This is a genomic window from Nonomuraea sp. LP-02, assembly GCF_036289125.1.
Classification (GTDB): domain Bacteria; phylum Actinomycetota; class Actinomycetes; order Streptosporangiales; family Streptosporangiaceae; genus Nonomuraea; species Nonomuraea bangladeshensis.
On record NZ_JAXCLK010000001.1, the window covers coordinates 2,469,832 to 2,486,327 of the forward strand.

Genomic DNA, 16,496 nt, shown 5'->3' on the forward strand with positions numbered 1-16,496 from the left:
TCTCAGGCGGTGTGCTGGAGCAGGTCGTCGATGGAGCCGATGGCCTGGTGGGACATGTCCCTGATCTCGAGCAGGCGCTGCTCGGCGAACAGGTCGGGCGCGGGGATCAGCGCCGGCTGCGGCGCCTGCACGGGGAACTCGCGCAGCGCGTACGGGTGACGCCGGGGGCGCGGGACGCCGTGACCGGAGTCGTCACGGAAGTCGCGGGAGTCACGGAAGTCGTGGGTGTCGCGGGGGTCGTGGTTGTCGGGCCTGGCGGGTCCGGGCAGGTGCGGGGGGGTTCGCATGACGGGGCCTTTCCTACCGGATGGGGGCGGGGTTTCTTCCGGGGTGGCCGCTCGCCGTCGAGCGGCGTCTGGGTCAGCCTGCGCCCTCCTCCTGGCCGGCGTATCCGGCCAGGGGAGCGGCGGCGACGGCCGCGGGGGTGGCCCGCGGTGCGCCGTTGTCGATGACGCCGTCGATGACGCTGTCGATGACGCCGTGGTTGATGACGCTCGCGGCGATGCGGCGCTCCGCCAGCCCCATGTGGGGACGGCCGGCGCCGGGAGTGGCCGGCCGGGCGGCCGAGCCGCGGATCATGGAGCTGGCGTGCACCCAGCGGCGGGTCTCGGCCAGCACCTCGCGCTGGGCGCGGCGCAGGTCGCCGTGGCGGGCGTGGTGCTCGCACACCGCGCCGGCGAGCACGCGCGCCATGACGAGGTGTTCCTCGCAGGCGGCGGCGACCTTGGCCTCCAGGCCGATGACCTGGGCCAGCAGGAGCTGCAGGTGGGGCAGGCCGGAGCTGCGCTCGTAGCCGTGGAGCTCGGCCAGCCGCTCGGGCCAGCGCAGCCGGCGCTCGATCGAGGCGCAGGTGGCGGCGACGATCTCGGCGGCGGGCCCGTCGCCGGGGTCGCGGCCTTCGAGCTGGACGGCCCGCTGGGCGGTCTGCTCGAAGCCGGTCAGGCGGCGCAGGCCGCTCTGCAGCAGGCGTACCCGGTTGTGCAGGCAGGCGGCGCTCCAGCCGAGCACCAGCAGCCGGTCCTGGTCGGCGTCGCAGTGCCAGCCGACCAGCGACACCTCGCGGGCCATGCGGTGGTGCAGCACCCACGCCTCCTGCTCGGCGGGCGGCACCGGGGTGTCAATCCACACCTGGAGGCCGCCGGGCGGCAGCTCGCCGACGCCGATCTCCACGCCCTCGGGGACGACCCGGGCGCAGATGCGGTGGACGACGCGTTGCTGCGCCGCCGTCTCGGGCGCCAGGGGCGCCGTGCCGTCCCAGAGAGGCGGCATTCGCTGGGGGGCCACTTCCGCCCTTGGCTCGACGCTCATCTGAGGCCACCTCCTGACCCGCGGGCCGATTCGAAGCTCTGTAAATTCACACTTAATAGTGCCGCTCTGATCGTGGGCATGGCGAGCTTTTCTGTCAACTGGCACTTTACGCATCCAGTATGTTTGCGGCGGCGCGGACGCGGATAGCGCGACGCGACGGCGACTTCCCGCAGGTGAATCCCGGGTTGCCGATGATCGGTGATCTAGAGTCCGAACCAGTGCGCAAGCGAGGACAACAGGACGAGGAGCGCAAAAATGCCGGTGCCCAGAGCCGTGGTCGCGGCCGTGGTCGCCACCTCGGCGTTGCCCGTCACGACGGGCTCGCCGCAGGCGGGGGGCAGCTACTGCGCGCTGCCCGACGACTCCCAGCTGTCCCCCCCTAACCTGATCGCCACTGCTTCCTCACTCGGCTGGATTCATCCCAATCCGCCGCCCGCCAGGCGGGAGCCGAACGAGCTGGAGCGGCTGGACTTCGCGGGTTTCCCGAACGTGTCCGTCCTCGACGTCGCCGGGCCGGACGGCCGGCCCGCGCAGAAGGTGATCACCACGTTCACCACGAACGTCGACAAGGTCGTCACCCTCACCAGCGAGGCCGCCGTCTCCACCGACGGCGGCGTCACGTTCGGCCCGTCGGCGGCCACGCCGCTGCGCGAGTCGCCGATCGAGCTGCTGGACGGGCGCTACTTCGCCACCGAGTACTACCAGAAGCGGACCGGGCCGCACACGGCGCGGCTGGGGGTGCTGACCTCGGACGCCGCCGACGACGGCGAGGACTGGCTGCGCTCGGTGGCGACCCTGCGCACCCCGGACGAGCTGCTGTCCGGCGGGGCCGCGCACGGCACGCCGGTGCAGCTCGCCGACGGCACGATCCTGATCACGGTCTACGCCCGCTACCGGGACACCGGGGCATACCAGGCCGAGGTGTACGCCAGCGCCGACGGCGGCCGCACCTTCGAGCGGCGCGGCGTGATCGCCCGCCCGGAGGAGGCCGGGTACGGCTACACCGAGGCCGCGCTGGCGCAGGCCATGGACGGCAGCCTGGTGGCGGTGATCCGCCGCGACGGCGGCGCGTACGCGACGCTGAGCCAGGCCCGCTCGGCCGACGGCGGCCGGACCTGGACTCCACCGACCGGGCTGCGCTTCGCCGGGACGGACTGCGTGGTGCGCGGCGTCGCGCCGCGGCTGCTGCTCATGCCGGGCGGGACGCTCGTGCTGAGCGCGGGCCGGCCGGACAACTGGCTGGCCGTCAGCCGCGACGGCCTCGGGCACGAGTGGCTGCAGCCGCGCGTGACCTACCACAACCGGGACGGCGTGTGGGACGCCCACGGCTCGTCCGGCTACACCGGCGTCGCGGCGATCGGGCCGCACCGGCTGATCCAGGTGTTCGACAACTGCAAGATCGCCGGGGTGCGGCCGGACCACTCGCTCGACGAGACGGCCTGCCCCGCGCACGGCCGCTTCGAGCAGGGCGGCTGGTACGCGATCAAGCGCGGCCTGTACGACCTCGCCCCGCCCGCGCCCGGCCGCCTGGACCTGGCCGGGCTGCTCCGGCGCGGCGACCTGACGATCTCCACCACGATGCGCTGGACCGCCCGCGGCCGGCCGCACACCCGGCCGGCGGCCGCACTGGACGGCAGCACCGCCTACTGGTCGAGCGCGGTCGCCGCGGGCGCCTCCGGCGAGTACGTGCTGCACCTGAACCGGCAGTACCGCTTCACCATGGCCGGACTGAGCCTGCGCCCGGGGCATCCGGCCGGAGCCCGCGTGTACGTCTCGCGCGACGGACGCACGTGGGGCAAGCCGGTGCTCACCATCAATGACCGTACGGATTACGCGCTGCGTCATCAGCCGATCGACGCCAAAGGCCGGCACGTGAAAATCGTGGTGGCGCGTTCCGACGATTGCGATCGGGAAATCGGGCCGTCGTGCGCGATGCTCAACGAAATCGAGCTCTACGCGGCGACCTGACCTTTTCCCGGCCTTTTTCGAATGGTCGGCGCGATGGTCAGGTGTCCAGGTCGAGCCGGTCGTGATCGCCCGTTCGCGGCGCGGGAACGGCCATGCCCATTCCGTAATGGCGGTGCAGCAGGATTTCCTCCCCGGCGGTCAGCAGACCGTCCACGGCGACGTGCGGCGCCGCCCTGACTTTCGCGCCGTCGAAAGCGACGGTGATTTCGTCACCCGTACGGCTGCTGCCGGCGAGCGGCACGAAAGTCTGCCGCATGCCGAGAAATCCGGAGCACACGGTCACCCACTCCGCGCGGCCGGTGCGGTCGTTGAGATAGACCTGTCCCACCCTGCCGAGTTGCTCGCCGTCACAACCGACGACGTGGCACTCCAGCAGCGTGCGGATCTCCGTCTGCGTGGCCACGACCTACCCCCTGATGTGGCACCCCTTGCGTCAAACTGGACAGATACCCCATATCTCCACAAAACCACACTTAGCGGGCTATGGTTTCCTGTCCGGTTCCACGCCGCGGGGCCGGGCGCGTCGCGCCCGGCCCCGCGGCCTTTCCAGGAGCGCCGGCGGATCAGCCGCCGTGCGCCTTGCGCAGCGCCTCCAGGTGCTTCTTGAGCTGGGGATCGGCCTCCTTCGCCAGCGCCACGACCTCCGGCGAGGTGCCCTTGTCGATCTCCTGCTTGGTGATCCTGATCGCGGCGACGTGAGCCTTCGTCATCCCGGCCACGAAGTCCTGGTCGAAGTCGGAGCCGGTGTCCGCGCGCAGCTTGTTCGACAGCTCCTTCTGGGCGGCGGTGGGCGAGCCCGGCAGGTCGACGCCGAGCCGGCCGGCGAGCTGGGTGACCTTCTCGTCGAACGCGGTGTGGTCGTCGACCAGCGTCTTGCCGATCGACTTGATCTGCTTGGTGGTGCCCTTGCCCTCCGCCAGGCGGCCGGCCTGGATCTCGGCCATGTTGCCCTGGTGGATGGTACGCAACCAGGTCTTGTCCAGTTCGGACGGCGGGGCGCTGGTCTGCGGCGCCACCCCCGCGGTGTTCGTGGGCGCGGTCGCGCACCCCGCGAGGGCGGCGGCGGCCAGCAAAAGGGTCAGGCGGCGAGTACGCATGAGCATTCCTATGACGATGGCGACACTGATCCACTACGCACAGTAACCGTCAAGGCCATCGAGTCCCCGCATTGCGCCGCCCGGCGCGTCCCCGGCGTCACTCCCCAGGCAGGTCCCTGACGAAGACGAGCCCGTCGATCAGGTCCAGATGGGCCGGGTCCAGGGGGAAGTAGCCGAAGTACGGAGACTCCCTGACCGCGGGCGGCTCGCCGGCGAGGGCGGCGGCCAGGCCGCGCGGGTCCACCAGGAAGTGGTCCTCCGGCACGGCGTGCAGCAGCCCTTCGACCGTGCCGGCCGGCGGAGTGTCCACGCCCCGGTGGTGGATCGTGCCGACGGCGGTGGCGAGGACGGCGTACTCGGCGCCGAGGCGGGCGCGGACGAGCGCGCCCGCGCTCCACCACCGCACCGGGCCCTGCTCCATCCGCATCGTGCCCGACGTCGGCGTGAGGTGCAGGTTGTGGGAGAAGACGAAGGTGGGGCGGCGCTCGGCGAAGGCGAGGAGGTTGGCGGCCATCACGGCGGACCGCGTGGCCAGCAGCCCCGCCATCCTTCCCGATCCCGTGCCGGCCAGGTGCGCGTGGTAGCGCAGCAGGCCGACGGCAGCCCTGCCGTACAGGCGGGCCCGGTCCCAGTCGTCCTGCGCGGTCGCGGCGAGCAGGTGCGGCGTCTGCGCGTCGAGCAACGCCACCAGGTCGTCGGCCAGCAGCCGCAGCTCCGCGGCCTCGGCCGAGCGGCCCACGGACCGCGAAGGGTCGCGCATGGCGGCCTGATCGCTCCAGCGCTCGTCCGCCCCGAGCAGCCGGTCGAGGGTGTCGGCCGTGCACGGGAGCAGGACGGCCTCCACGTGGGACGCGAGATAGCCGTGCAGCGCCATGAGCGCCTGCCGGGGGCTCTCCGCGTGGGTGATCTCCGTCGGGCTGTCGAAGGCGGTGAAACGCACCTGCTCGGCCGCCGGCCGGCCGGCGTTGTGGTCGCGCATCCAGCGGACCAGCTCGCGGTTGCCCGCCAGGGCGCCCCACTCGTGGCTGAAGCCGCGCTCCATGACCTCGTCGAAGGTGCCGGCGCCCGAGGTGACGTGGTCGTCCACGACCAGGCCACGCAGGCAGTCGCTCTCCAGCGCGATCGCGCGGTAGCCCTCCCGCTCGACGAGCTGCCGGAACAGCTCGTTGCGTACGTCGAGGAGGGTCTCCTCCAGGTGGGTGGGCTCGCCGACGGCGAGCACGCGGGGGCGGTTCGGGAGCAGGGCCATGACGGAGGCCGCGTCGAGGGGGCGGACGACGTCCTTGATGCCAGTTGTCATGACTTCAACGGTATCGTTGAACCTTCGGTTGAAACTTTGACCCGCTTTTCGGGCTTCTATGACGCTCTGCCTTCAACCAAGGGGGGACAGGGCAGGTGCGTCGCTTTACTCTCGCGGCTCACGGCTCGTCGTCCGCGCCGCCGCGGCAGGTTCCGGGTAAAGAAGCGGGCCGCGATGGTTGAGCCCGGACAGAGGGGGAAGGGTGGCTGACTCCTGAACGTCGACCGTGAGGAGGAGCCGTAGTGCTCACCCTGACAGCCAACGCAGCCCAGGCGATCCGCGATCTCACCGCGACCGCGCCGGAGCCCGCACAGAGCGGGATCCGCATCTCGTCGGAGGGTGAGGGCGCCAACGCGCTCACCCTGTCACTGGCCACCGCGCCGGAGCCGGCGGACGCGGTCGTGGAGTCCGAGGGCGCCCGGGTCTACCTCGACCCCGTGGCCGCGACCGTGCTGGACGACAAATCTCTCGACGCCGGAGCCGACGACCAGGGCAGTGTGTCGTTCCTGGTCACCGAGCAGGCCGTGTGAGGCGCGCCCCCGCCGGGCTCCTTGAGCCGCGGCCCGGCGGGGGGCGTCCCACCGCGCCGGCTCAGCCGGCGCATCGCTGAAGCCGGCTCAGCCGGCGGTGAGCAGCTTGTGGAGGTAGCGCACCTGCTCCTCGCTCTGATATCCGCCGCCGCCCTCGTGGTTGTTCCAGGGCCACACGACGATCTCCTTCGGGCCCTGCCAGTGGTTGTAGGCGGCGAAGACCGTGGACGGCGGGCACACGTCGTCCATCAGCGCCACCGAGTAGAGCGCGGGCACCTGGCCCCGCGCCGCGAAGTTCATCCCGTCGAAGTACGCCAGCGTGCGGAAGACCTGCTCGGCACTGTCCCTGCGGGTGGCCATGAAGCGGACCAGCTCCTGGTACGGATCCTTCCCGGTGATCTCGACCGCCCGCCGGAAGTGGGTCAGGAACGGCACGTCGACCAGCGCCGCCTTGACCGCCGGGTGCAGCGCGGCCGTGGCCTGCGCGATGCCGCCGCCCTGGCTGCCGCCCGAGACGACGAGACGGCTCCCGTCCACCGCCGGGTGCTCCAGGGCGGCGTCCACGGCCCGGACCGCGTCGGTGAACACCCGCCGGTAGTAGTAGTCCTCGGGGTCGAGGATGCCCCGGGTCATCATGCCGGGGGCCTGCGGGTTCGCGCCGCCGTGCGGGTCGGGCGTGGTGCCGGGGCTGCCGACGTTGGCGCCGCCGTGGCCGCGGGTCTCCATGACGAACACCGCGTACCCCGCCGAGGGCCACAGCAGGTGGTCCTTGGGGAAGCCGCGCCCGCCGCTGTAGCCGATGTAGTGCATGACGCACGGCACCGGGCCCTCGGCACCGCGCGGCAGCAGGAACCAGCCGTTGATGCGGTGGCCGCCCCAGCCCGCGAACGACACGTCGTACACCTCGACGCCGGTGAGAGGCAGGTCGTAGGGCGTGTAGGTGGCCGCCAGGTCGTGCTGCCTGGCCTCGGCCAGCGTGCGGGCCCAGAAGTCGTCGAAGTCGGCGGGCTCGTCGCGGTCGGGACGGTAGGCGCGAAGCTCGTCGAGCGGCAGATCGAACAGTGGCACGGATGCTCCCCTAGCTGACGGAACGATGGTGATATTTCACCCCATAAGCCAGGAAAGCGGTATCCCGCCCCCGGCTAGTGAGACGCCTTGTCCACGCCCGCGTGGGTAGTGGCTCTCCTCGTGAGCGAATACGCCAGCCAGTACGTCATCGCGGTCCCCCACTCCCATCTGTCTCCCGACCTCATCCTGGACGCCCCCGCGGGCACCGACGACTTCCTCGTCGTCTTCGGCGACGACACCGAGTCGCGGGCGCAACTCCTGCACGACGACGCCGGACGCCCGGTGCTGCGGGTGGGCGGCTACATGACGTCCCAGGGGACGGTGGTCGACGAGCAGCTGTGGAGCGTGCGCGAGGCCGCCCGCCACGGCGACCGGCTCCGCCTCCGCATCGGCCGGTCCCTCCCCTGAGCCGGCCTCAGGGACGGAACGGGCGCAGCCGCGGCCACCAGCCTGGCACCTGCGCGCGATAGTCGTCGTACGCAGCCCCGAATCGCCTGCGCAGGTCCGGCTCCTCGTACCAGTGCACGAAGGACCACACGGCCAGGGCCACGGCGACGGCGTAGAACAGCAGGCCGCGATCGCCGAAGACCATGGCCTGGCCGATGATCGCGGTCAGGATCGCGACGTACATCGGGTTGCGGACGTACCGGTACAGCCCGCCGACGACCAGCTGCTCGGGCGGCGCGACCGGCATCGGCGTGCCGAGCCCCTCCACGACGAAGCGGACGAAGGCGTGCACCAGCACCACCAGCCCGGCCGCGACCAGGATCGCCCCCGCCACCCGGAGCGGGACCATGATCTGTACGGGGAACGGCTCGTGCGTCCGCCAGCCGCCGACGAGGTAAGGCCCGAGGGCGGCGACGGTGCCGGGTGCGGCGGCGAAGAAGAGTGCGCTGACGACCGCGGCGGGATTCCTGCGCATAGGGTGCTCCTCACCCAGAATTCACTGTTTGATGAGTTTAGGCGGCAGGCTCCGGCGCCGTCAACGCCCTGGCGGGTTGGCGAACTTCTGTAAGGAGCCTTACGATTCACCGGTGATCAACATGGAGCGGCCCTCGTACGAGGAGCTCGTGGCCCGCCTCGGCACGCCGGTCGCCGTCGAGGACGCGCGCGCCCGCTGGGGCTCGCTCGTCGACGCCGCCAGGAACGGCCAGGTCAGCCTGATCACCCGCGAGCGCTGGGAGTGGGCGGCGCTGGTGCCGCTGTCGCGGGTGGCCGGAGTGCTGACCGGGCTGCCGGTCGTGTCGCTGTCGACGGCCCGCTCGAAGCTCGGCGACCTCGTCCGCCAGGTGGCCGGCCCGTACGACGACGAGCCCGTGCTCCTCACCCGCCACCGCACCCCCGTCGCGGCGCTGGTCGCGGCCCGCCTGCTGCTGGAGCCGCCCGCCGCGCCGCGCCGCCCGGACGCCGACGCGCTGCTCGCCGGCGGCCACACGGTCACGCTGGCCCGCGACCCGGTGGGCGGGCTGATCGTCGCCATCGCCCGCGACGCCGACGGCACGCAGGTCGCGGCCGGGTCGGGACGCGACGCCGCGCAGGCGCTGCGCTCCCTCGCCGGGCCGCCGCCGGGTCAGCCGGACGGCTCTCCTGGCAGCACCACCGCGTCGGGGCCCGGGTAGACGAACAGCGGGTGGCCGTCGCCGAAGCGTACGACGTGGGGCGGCGCGCCGTCGGGGCCGCGTACCTCCACGATCACGGCCTTGCGGCCGGCCTGGCCGACGACATTGCCGTGCACGCGCCTGCTCTCAATAGCGCGCTAGCGCGGCCGTCCGGGAAAGGCGGGCGACACGGCTCGCACCCATGCGAAAACCGGTCGAGAACCAGACATAGCGATGGCTAGCGTGTGCCCAGTGGACAACCCTCTTGAGACCCCGCGGCTGGTCCTGCGCCCCTTCACGGCCGCCGACGCCGACCAGTTGATCGCCCTGCACAACGACGCCGAGGTCATGCGGTACCTCAACGGCGGCAAGCCGGTCCCGCGCGAGCGGATCCTCGGGGAGACCCTGCCGCGGTTCGTCCGCGGCGGCTTCCACGCGGCCGTCGAGAAGTCGTCGGGCGGCTTCATCGGCTGGTTCCACCTGCGCCCGCCCAAGGGCGGGCCGGCCGACGAGCTTGAGCTGGGCTACCGGCTGCACCGCGCCGCCTGGGGGAAGGGGTACGCGACGGAGGGCTCGCTGGCGCTCATCGACAAGGCGTTCGGCGAGCTGGGGGCGCGGCGGGTGTTCGCGCAGACGATGGCGGTCAACCTGCGGTCGCGGCGGGTCATGGAGAAGTGCGGGATGCGGCTCGTGCGGACGTTCTCCGAGGACTGGCCGGACCCGATCGAGGGCGCGGAGCAGGGCGAGGTCGAGTATGAGCTCCGCCTCGAACACCGGCACCCCGCCTCCCCCTGACCTACGCGTCCGGTCGGGTCGCCGTCACCGTGTAGCGCTCGTCGGTGATCTCCTTGCCCCACAGCAGCGGGTCGGTGAGCGGCTCGACGTGGACGTCCGTCAGTGGGACGGGGAGCCGTCGCAGCGCGGCCACCAGGTCGGCCGCCGCGACCCCGCCGTCCCAGGGCGTGCCCTCGCGGCGGGGGACCGTGCTCCAGCGGCCCTCGACGAGGACGAGCCGGCCGCCGGGGCGCAGCAGGCCCGCCCAGCGGGCCAGCGCCTCCTCCGGCCGGGGCAGGGCCCAGACGAGGTGACGGGACAGCACCACGTCGAAGCGCCGCTCCCCCACCGGAGGCGCGGCGGCGTCGCCGACCGTCACGACGGCGCCGGTGCCCGCGAGTTTGGCCCGCGCCCGTTCCACCATGCGCGGCGCGAGATCGACGCCCGTGACGCGGTGACCCGCCTCGGCCAGCAGCAGCGACAGTGACCCCGTGCCGCACCCGAGGTCGAGCGCGTCGAGCCGCCCGTCCCCCGGCGGCAGCCAGGCGGCCAGGCGAGCGGCCCAGGCGGCCCGGACGCGGGGGTCGCGCAGGCCGTGATCCGCCTCGTCGTCGAACGTGTCGGCGGCGGCGTCCCAGAACGCCGCGGTGCCGGGGTGAGTGTCAGGGTGTCGCATGCGGGTCATCCTGCCGGGCGGCACCGACAGTTTCCGCCACGCGACCGCTGCACAACCTGGTGCACTGGTCAGACCAGTGGTTAAGGTGCCCTCATGGGATATGAGGGGCTGTTCCGCCTGGACGGGCGGCGTGCCGTGGTGATCGGGGCGGGCAGCGGCATCGGCAGGGAGGCGGCGCTGGCGCTGGCCGCGCACGGCGCGTCCGTCGTCTGCGCGGACCGCGACCTGGACGCCGCCCAGGAGAGCGCCGCCGCCTGCGGGGGCGCCGCGCGGCTGCTGGACGTGCTCGACCCCGACGCCGTACGGTCGGCCGCCGCCGAGGAGCCCGCCGACGTGCTGGTGTTCACCGCCGCCACGAACGTGCGCAAGCGGCTGCTCGACTACACCGGCGAGGAGTTCGACCGGGTGGTGGGGCTCAACCTGCGGGGGTCGTTCGACGTCGTACGGGCCTTCGGCGCGGGCATGGTGGAGCGGCGGCGCGGCTCGATCATCGGGTTCGCGTCCATCCGGGCGTCGGTGACCGAGCCGGGGCAGAGCGCGTACGCGGCCACGAAGGCGGGCCTGGTGCAGCTGCTGCGGACGGCCGCCGCCGAGTTCGGCCCGTACGGCGTGCGCGTCAACGCCGTCGCGCCCGGCGTCGTCGAGACGCCGCTGACCCGCCAGATCAAGGACCACCCCGACTGGTACGCCGCCTACGCCGCCAAGTCCGCGCTCGGCCGATGGGCGTCGGCGGAGGAGATCGCCGGGGCCGTGGTGTACCTGGCCGGCGACGCGGCCAGCTTCGTCACTGGCTCGGTGCTGTACGTGGACGGCGGCTGGACCGCCGTGGACGGCCGCTTCGACCCGCCCAACTGAGCCGCCCTGCCGGCCCCGGAAGGCCCGTCAGTGGTCGCCCGTGAGGAAGCGGCGGGCGGCCTCGGCGAAGACGCGGGTGCAGCGGACGATCTCCTCGATCTCCACGTACTCGTCGGCCTGGTGGGCGATCCACTTGCCGCCCGGTCCGTAGACGACCGACGGGATGCCGCCCCAGTGCGTGAGCACGGTGCCGTCGGTCGAGCCGGGCACCCCGCCGTACACGGGCTCCTCGCCGGTGACCGTCCGGTGGGCGGCGGCCAGCGCGGCCACCACCGGGTCGGTCACGGGCACGTCCACGGGCGGCCGGTCCACCAGCACCGACACCTCGGCGGCGATCCCGTCGCGGGCGGCGCGGGCGGCGAGCGCGGCCACCCGGTCGGCGACGTCCTGGTGCTCGACGCCGGGCACCGTGCGCACGTCCACGAAGACGGACGCGGTGGCGGGGATGACGTTGACCTGCTCGTGCGAGCCGGCCCGCAGCACGGTCGGCGTGACGTACACCTCGCCGAGGTGCTCGTGGGCCGGATGCCGGCGCTGCAGCTCCTCCTGCAGCTCGGCGAGCCCCACGAGCAGCGGCCCCGCGGCGGCGATCGGGTTGCGGCCGTGCTGCGGCATCGCGCCGTGCGCCATCTTGCCGGTGAGGTCCACGCGCAGCCGCAGCGCGCCCTTGGCGACGGCGCAGATCTCGCCGGCCTCGGGCTCGGCGACGATGGCGCCGTCCACGTCGGCGGCGAGCCCCTCGGCGACGAAGTGGTGGGCGCCGATCATGAGCCCTTCCTCGTCGGCCAGCGCGCACACCTTGATCCGGCCGGGGAACGGGCCGGCGAGCTGCAGGGCGCGGGTGGCGTACAGGGTGGCGGCCAGGCCGGACTTCATGTCGGCGCTGCCCCTCCCCCACAGCCGGCCGTCGCGGAGCTCGCCGCCGAACGGGTCGACGGTCCACTCCGACAGGTCGCCCTCGGTGACGACGTCGGTGTGGCCCTCGAACATCAGCGTCGGCCCGTCACCGCCGCCCCCCTCGACCACGGCCACGACGTTGGGCCGGTCGGGCTCCACCTCGTACCAGGCGGGCTTCCAGCCCCACGAACGCATCCGGTCCGCGACCAGCTCGGCGGCGGCGCGCTCGCGCCGCCCGGGGTCGTTGGTGCTGGGGACGCGCACCAGCTCCCGCGTGAACTCCACCACTCCGGCGGCGTCGACCTCGATCACTTGACTTCCTCCCGGCCCTAAAGACTAAAGGACCGGGATTCCCCGTGCCGCTGACGCGGCAGGCCGCCGCGCTCGTGGCCGGAGTGGTTGACGCTTCACAGACCGCCTGGTGGCGAGGTCTCCACGCCCTGAGACCGCCTGCCCGGCGGCCTTGATGTTCTTGGCGGCGTTCACATCGGCGCGCTCGACATGGCCGCAGGAGGTGCAGGCGAACCGCGCTTGGCTCTCACGCGATGCCGCATCCACCACCCTGCACGCCGAGCACGTCTGGGACGTGTACGCCGCCGGGACCTTGATCACTCTGCTGCCGGTGTACCGGGCCGCGTTGTTGACTGCGCGTTCGAGCCCGTACCAGCCCTTTTCCAAGATCGCCTTGTTGAGGCCGGACTTCTGAGCGACCCGCGAGCCGGGCCGCTCAACGGTGCCCTTCGCGCCGGCCGTCATGTTCTTCGTCTTGAGGTCTTCCAGCACGACCGTGCCGTACCGCCTGGTGAGCTGCGCGGCGAGCCGGGCGTTGAAGTCCGCGCGACGGGACCGGACCCGCCGCATGATCGTTGCCAGCTTGGCCACCACGCGCTCACGCCGGTTGCCGCCCTTACGGGTGCGGGCGAGTTGCTGCTGGAGACGGCGATACCGCTGCGTCTCGCCGCCGCTGATGAACGGCCGATCGTAAAAATCCCCGTCGCTCGTGGTAGCGGCGACCACCACTCCCCGATCGATCCCCACAGCCGGACCTGGATGCGTCTCGGGGGTGACCCGACCGTCCTCGACGAGGAACGACACGAACCAGTGCCTGCCGTCGCGGGCGATCGTGGCTGAACGCACGGCTCCACCGAGCGGGCGTGACCAGCGGAACCGCACCCACCCGAACTTCGGCAGCTTCACCCGGCCCCACTTGCGGCCGATCCGTTCCACGATGATCTGCTTGGCGTCGGGGAACCGGAACGATGGCGACCACCCGCGGTGCGACCGCCACCGGACCTTCCATGTCCCGTGGGTTCTGACCGCCTGGTCCAGGTCCTTGAGCGTCTGCTGGAGCACGTGGGACGGCGCGTCTGCCAGCCATCCGAAATCCTGCTTGGCGTCGGCGAGTTGCTTGCACTGCTCGGCGTAGCCGATGAACGCGCCGCGCTTGCGGTAGACGCGGCGCTGTTCCAGGCCGGTGTTCCACACCGACCGGCAGATACCTCCGACCCGCTCGGCGAACTCGACCTGTGCCGGGGTGAACTCGACCCGGCACTTGCGGCCGGACAGCATGAAACACCTCCCCTCACAGAGCCGCTCAAGATCTCTAATGGTACCATGTACAATCATGGTCGAGCGTATGAGCATTCGAGAACTCCGCAACAATCTGGGCCGCCGCGTCGAGGCCGCACACCTGGCTGGGGAACACACCATCGTGGAGAAATACGGCGAAACCCAAGCTGTCCTCGTCCCCTACACGTGGTGGGCCGAACAGCGAGAACGTGCGGGTCAGGGCACACTCGCGCCCTAGCGGGCACCCACGCCCGGGCTAACCCCGGTCTGAAGGCCAGGCCTTGCGCCCTTCGAGTTCGGTCAGATCCTCCAGCGTCGGTACGGCCTCCAGCAGCGCCCGCGTGTAGGGGTGCGCCGGCGCGGCCCACACGTCGTCCACCGGCCCGCTCTCGACGATCTCGCCGTGGTGCATGACCGCGACCGTCTCGCACACGTGGCGCACCACGGACAGGTCGTGCGAGACGAACACGAGCGTCAGCCCGAGTTCGTCGACGAGGTCGGCCAGCAGGTTGAGTATCTGCCCGCGTACGGAGACGTCCAGTGCGCTGACGGGCTCGTCGGCGACCAGCGCCTTCGGACGGGGCGCGAGGGCGCGGGCGATGGCGATGCGCTGGCGCTGCCCGCCGGAGAACTGGTGCGGGTAGCGGTCGGCGGCCCCGGCGGGCAGGCCGACCGCGTCCAGCAGCTCGGCGACCCGCCCGCCGACGGGCAGGCCGAGGGCGACGAGCGGCTCGGCGACAAGGTCGCGCACCCGCATCCGGGGGTCGAGCGAGCTCATCGGGTCCTGGAAGACGATCTGCAGGTTCTCCCGCAGGAAGCGCAGGTCGCGCTCGGGGCGGCCGGTGACCGGCCGCCCGTCGAAGGCGATGGTGCCGGAGGTGGGCCGGTCGAGCGCGCACAGCAGGCGCAGCAGCGTGGACTTGCCGGAGCCGGACTCGCCGACGATGCCGTACCGCTCGCCCCTGGCGACGGTCAGCGAGACGTCGCGCAGCGCGTGGACGGCGGTGCCCGGCCGCAGCAGCGAGGTGCGGGGGCGGCGGTAGACGCGGCTCAGCCCGCGGACCTCGATCAGGGGCTCGCCGGGGCCGTCAGCCCGCGGGGTGCCGGCATGCGTGGGCATGGCCTTCTCCTGTCAGCGCGGGGACCGTCTCGCAGAGCGCGTCGGCGTGCGGGCAGCGGTTCCTGAACACGCAGCCGTCGGGGAAGTGCCCGGCCGCGGGGACGCCGCCACTGATGGTGGGCAGGCGGGTGCCGCGCGGGGTGAGCCGGGAGGCGGCCAGCAGCCCTTCGGTGTAGCGGTGGCGGGGCCGGGTGAACACCTCGCGGATGGGGCCCGACTCGACGACGCGGCCGCCGTACATGACGAGGACCCGTTCGCAGACGGCGGCGACCACGGCGAGGTCGTGGGTGATGAACAGCAGCGCGGGCGCGACCTCGGCGATGAGGTCGAGCATGCGCTTCTGCACGGTGACGTCGAGCGCGGTGGTGGGCTCGTCGCAGATGAGCAGCGCGGGCTCGTTGGCGAGGGCGATGGCGAGCATGACGCGCTGGCGCTGCCCGCCGGAGAGCTGGTGGGGGTAGGCGCGGGCGAGGTGGGCGGGCTCGGGCAGCCGCACCCGTTCGAGCAGCTCGACGGCGCGGGCGCGGGCCTCGCGGCGGCTCCGTCCGTGCAGGGTCATGACCTCGGCGACCTGGGCGCCGACCCGCATGAGCGGGTTGAGCGCGGTCATGGGCTCCTGGAAGACCATCGACACGTCCCGGCCGCGCAGCCGCTTGAGCCGGCTCTCCGGCACGCCGATCAGGTCGTGGCCGGCGAGCGTGGCCCGCCCCGTGGCGGTGACGCCCTCGGGCAGCAGGCCCATGAGCGACAGCGCGGTCAGCGACTTGCCGGAGCCGGACTCGCCGATCAGCCCGACCCGCTCGCCAGGACCGATCGTGAACGACACCTCGCGCACCAGCTCGGTGTCGCCGGCCCGTACGCCGAGCCCATCAACCGTGAGCCCGTCAACCGTGAGCCCGTCAACCGTCAGCACGGATCCCCCTCAGCTTGGGGTCGAGGAAGTCGCGCAGGCCGTCGCCGAGCAGGTTGAAGCCGAGCACGGCGAGCGCGATGGCCAGGCCGGGCCACAGCGCGAGGCGCGGGGTGGAGAACAGCAGCTCCTGCGACTCCTGGAGCATCCGTCCCCAGGAGGGGGTGGGCGGGCGGGTGCCGAAGCCGAGGAACGACAGCGCCGCCTCGGCCAGGATGGCGATGGCGAACGACACCGACGCCTGGACGATGAGCACGGAGGAGATGTTGGGCAGTACGTGCCGCAGCGCGACCGCGCCGGCGCGGCGGCCGGCGGCGCGGGCGGCGAGCACGTAGTCGGTGACCATGACCTGGAGCGTGGCGGCGCGGGCCACCCGGGCGAAGGCGGGCACCGTGGCCACCCCGATGGCGATCATCGCGGTGAGCGTCCCTGCCCCGTAGACCGCGCCGAGCATGACGGCCAGCAGCAGCGCGGGGAAGGCGAAGACGAGGTCGTTGACCCGCATGACCAGCTCGGACAGCCAGCCGCGCGGCGTCATGCCGGCGAGCACGCCGAGCGGGGTGCCGAGCAGCGCGGCGATGCCGACGGCGACGACGCCGACGTAGAGGGTGGTGCGGGCGCCGACCATGAGCTGGCTGAGCGTGTCGCGGCCGAACTTGTCGGCGCCGAGGAGGTGGCCGCCGCCGGGCTCGTGCAGCTTGGCCGTGGCGTCGACGAGGGTGGGGTCGTACGGCGTCCACACGAACGACACCAGCGCGGCCAGCACCACGACGGCGACGAGCGCGCCGCCGGTGACGAGCCCCGCGTTGAGCCGGCCTCTCATCGC

The 16,496-nt window shown here is 72.6% G+C and carries 21 protein-coding genes; 7 read left to right on the plus strand and 14 right to left on the minus strand.

The genetic code is table 11. From position 1 onward, the window contains the following. Positions 1-2: 2 nt before the first annotated feature. Both SMD20_RS11445 and SMD20_RS11450 read right to left on the minus strand, forming a co-directional pair. Positions 3-287 (minus strand): hypothetical protein, encoded by a 285-nt coding sequence (locus tag SMD20_RS11445; RefSeq protein WP_329578840.1) that lies wholly within the window; start codon positions 285-287, stop codon positions 3-5. Positions 288-360: 73 nt separating this feature from the next. Then, positions 361-1,308, minus strand: a complete 948-nt coding sequence (locus SMD20_RS11450) for a hypothetical protein (RefSeq protein WP_329578842.1) — start codon at positions 1,306-1,308, stop codon at positions 361-363. 255 nt (positions 1,309-1,563) lie between these two features. Between SMD20_RS11450 and SMD20_RS11455 the strand changes: the two genes are divergently transcribed. Further along, positions 1,564-3,276, plus strand: coding sequence for an exo-alpha-sialidase (locus tag SMD20_RS11455; RefSeq protein WP_329578844.1), 1,713 nt, complete (start codon positions 1,564-1,566; stop codon positions 3,274-3,276). 37 nt (positions 3,277-3,313) lie between these two features. On the opposite strand, the gene SMD20_RS11460 is transcribed toward SMD20_RS11455, so the two are convergent. The 3 genes from SMD20_RS11460 to SMD20_RS11470 all read right to left on the minus strand — a co-directional run bounded on the left by SMD20_RS11460 (position 3,314) and on the right by SMD20_RS11470 (position 5,673). Next, positions 3,314-3,679, minus strand: coding sequence for a PRC-barrel domain-containing protein (locus SMD20_RS11460; protein WP_329578847.1), 366 nt, complete (start codon positions 3,677-3,679; stop codon positions 3,314-3,316). A 160-nt stretch (positions 3,680-3,839) separates the two neighbouring features. Beyond that, positions 3,840-4,373, minus strand: coding sequence for a DUF4142 domain-containing protein (locus SMD20_RS11465; protein WP_329578849.1), 534 nt, complete (start codon positions 4,371-4,373; stop codon positions 3,840-3,842). Positions 4,374-4,470: 97 nt separating this feature from the next. After that, on the minus strand, positions 4,471-5,673 hold the full coding sequence (locus SMD20_RS11470; protein ID WP_329578852.1) for an erythromycin esterase family protein: 1,203 nt from the start codon (positions 5,671-5,673) through the stop codon (positions 4,471-4,473). A 242-nt stretch (positions 5,674-5,915) separates the two neighbouring features. On the opposite strand from SMD20_RS11470, the gene SMD20_RS11475 reads away from it, so the two are divergent. Then, the gene (locus SMD20_RS11475; RefSeq protein WP_329578855.1) at positions 5,916-6,203 is read left to right on the plus strand and encodes a HesB/IscA family protein; all 288 of its coding nucleotides are present in this window, start codon (positions 5,916-5,918) and stop codon (positions 6,201-6,203) included. An 87-nt stretch (positions 6,204-6,290) separates the two neighbouring features. Here the strand turns inward: SMD20_RS11475 and SMD20_RS11480 are convergent, their stop codons facing one another. Beyond that, positions 6,291-7,271 carry an acetylxylan esterase gene (locus tag SMD20_RS11480; protein WP_329578858.1) on the minus strand — a complete coding sequence of 327 codons (981 nt, stop codon included), beginning with the start codon at positions 7,269-7,271 and terminating at the stop codon, positions 6,291-6,293. A 120-nt stretch (positions 7,272-7,391) separates the two neighbouring features. Here SMD20_RS11480 and SMD20_RS11485 point away from each other — a divergent pair, with 120 nt between their 5' ends. Continuing rightward, complete coding sequence (locus tag SMD20_RS11485; protein ID WP_329578860.1) at positions 7,392-7,679, plus strand: hypothetical protein; 288 nt, start codon at positions 7,392-7,394, stop codon at positions 7,677-7,679. Between the two features lie 7 nt (positions 7,680-7,686). On the opposite strand, the gene SMD20_RS11490 is transcribed toward SMD20_RS11485, so the two are convergent. Continuing rightward, the gene (locus SMD20_RS11490) at positions 7,687-8,193 is read right to left on the minus strand and encodes a methyltransferase family protein (protein WP_329578863.1); all 507 of its coding nucleotides are present in this window, start codon (positions 8,191-8,193) and stop codon (positions 7,687-7,689) included. Between the two features lie 121 nt (positions 8,194-8,314). On the opposite strand from SMD20_RS11490, the gene SMD20_RS11495 reads away from it, so the two are divergent. Further along, complete coding sequence (locus SMD20_RS11495) at positions 8,315-8,890, plus strand: type II toxin-antitoxin system prevent-host-death family antitoxin (RefSeq protein ID WP_329592509.1); 576 nt, start codon at positions 8,315-8,317, stop codon at positions 8,888-8,890. Here SMD20_RS11495 and SMD20_RS11500 read toward each other — a convergent pair. Next, complete coding sequence (locus tag SMD20_RS11500) at positions 8,842-9,006, minus strand: DUF1918 domain-containing protein (protein WP_329578866.1); 165 nt, start codon at positions 9,004-9,006, stop codon at positions 8,842-8,844. The two genes, SMD20_RS11495 and SMD20_RS11500, sit on opposite strands and share 49 nt — an antisense overlap. A 115-nt stretch (positions 9,007-9,121) precedes the next feature. Between SMD20_RS11500 and SMD20_RS11505 the strand changes: the two genes are divergently transcribed. After that, positions 9,122-9,664 carry a GNAT family N-acetyltransferase gene (locus tag SMD20_RS11505; protein ID WP_329578869.1) on the plus strand — a complete coding sequence of 181 codons (543 nt, stop codon included), beginning with the start codon at positions 9,122-9,124 and terminating at the stop codon, positions 9,662-9,664. Between the two features lies 1 nt (position 9,665). Here SMD20_RS11505 and SMD20_RS11510 read toward each other — a convergent pair whose 3' ends face one another. Next, a complete protein-coding gene (locus tag SMD20_RS11510) occupies positions 9,666-10,319 on the minus strand; it encodes a class I SAM-dependent methyltransferase (protein WP_329578872.1) in 654 nt (217 codons plus the stop codon). Positions 10,320-10,412: 93 nt separating this feature from the next. On the opposite strand from SMD20_RS11510, the gene SMD20_RS11515 reads away from it, so the two are divergent. Beyond that, positions 10,413-11,174: an SDR family NAD(P)-dependent oxidoreductase gene (locus SMD20_RS11515; protein WP_329578875.1), complete on the plus strand. Its 762-nt coding sequence runs from the start codon at positions 10,413-10,415 to the stop codon at positions 11,172-11,174. Between the two features lie 27 nt (positions 11,175-11,201). On the opposite strand, the gene SMD20_RS11520 is transcribed toward SMD20_RS11515, so the two are convergent. Then, positions 11,202-12,383 (minus strand): M20 family metallopeptidase, encoded by a 1,182-nt coding sequence (locus tag SMD20_RS11520; protein ID WP_329578878.1) that lies wholly within the window; start codon positions 12,381-12,383, stop codon positions 11,202-11,204. 24 nt (positions 12,384-12,407) lie between these two features. Continuing rightward, positions 12,408-13,640, minus strand: a complete 1,233-nt coding sequence (locus SMD20_RS11525) for an RNA-guided endonuclease InsQ/TnpB family protein (RefSeq protein ID WP_329578881.1) — start codon at positions 13,638-13,640, stop codon at positions 12,408-12,410. A 55-nt stretch (positions 13,641-13,695) separates the two neighbouring features. Between SMD20_RS11525 and SMD20_RS11530 the strand changes: the two genes are divergently transcribed. Next, positions 13,696-13,878, plus strand: coding sequence for a hypothetical protein (locus tag SMD20_RS11530; protein WP_329578884.1), 183 nt, complete (start codon positions 13,696-13,698; stop codon positions 13,876-13,878). 18 nt (positions 13,879-13,896) lie between these two features. On the opposite strand, the gene SMD20_RS11535 is transcribed toward SMD20_RS11530, so the two are convergent. Genes SMD20_RS11535 through SMD20_RS11545 form a run of 3 tightly spaced genes read right to left on the minus strand, consistent with a single transcriptional unit; the run spans position 13,897 to position 16,493 of the window. Beyond that, on the minus strand, positions 13,897-14,760 hold the full coding sequence (locus SMD20_RS11535; protein WP_329578887.1) for an ATP-binding cassette domain-containing protein: 864 nt from the start codon (positions 14,758-14,760) through the stop codon (positions 13,897-13,899). Then, positions 14,729-15,673, minus strand: a complete 945-nt coding sequence (locus SMD20_RS11540) for an ABC transporter ATP-binding protein (protein ID WP_329578889.1) — start codon at positions 15,671-15,673, stop codon at positions 14,729-14,731. The genes SMD20_RS11535 and SMD20_RS11540 overlap by 32 nt, the downstream gene beginning before the upstream one ends. Then, on the minus strand, positions 15,660-16,493 hold the full coding sequence (locus tag SMD20_RS11545) for an ABC transporter permease (RefSeq protein ID WP_329578893.1): 834 nt from the start codon (positions 16,491-16,493) through the stop codon (positions 15,660-15,662). The genes SMD20_RS11540 and SMD20_RS11545 overlap by 14 nt, the downstream gene beginning before the upstream one ends. Positions 16,494-16,496: the final 3 nt, after the last annotated feature.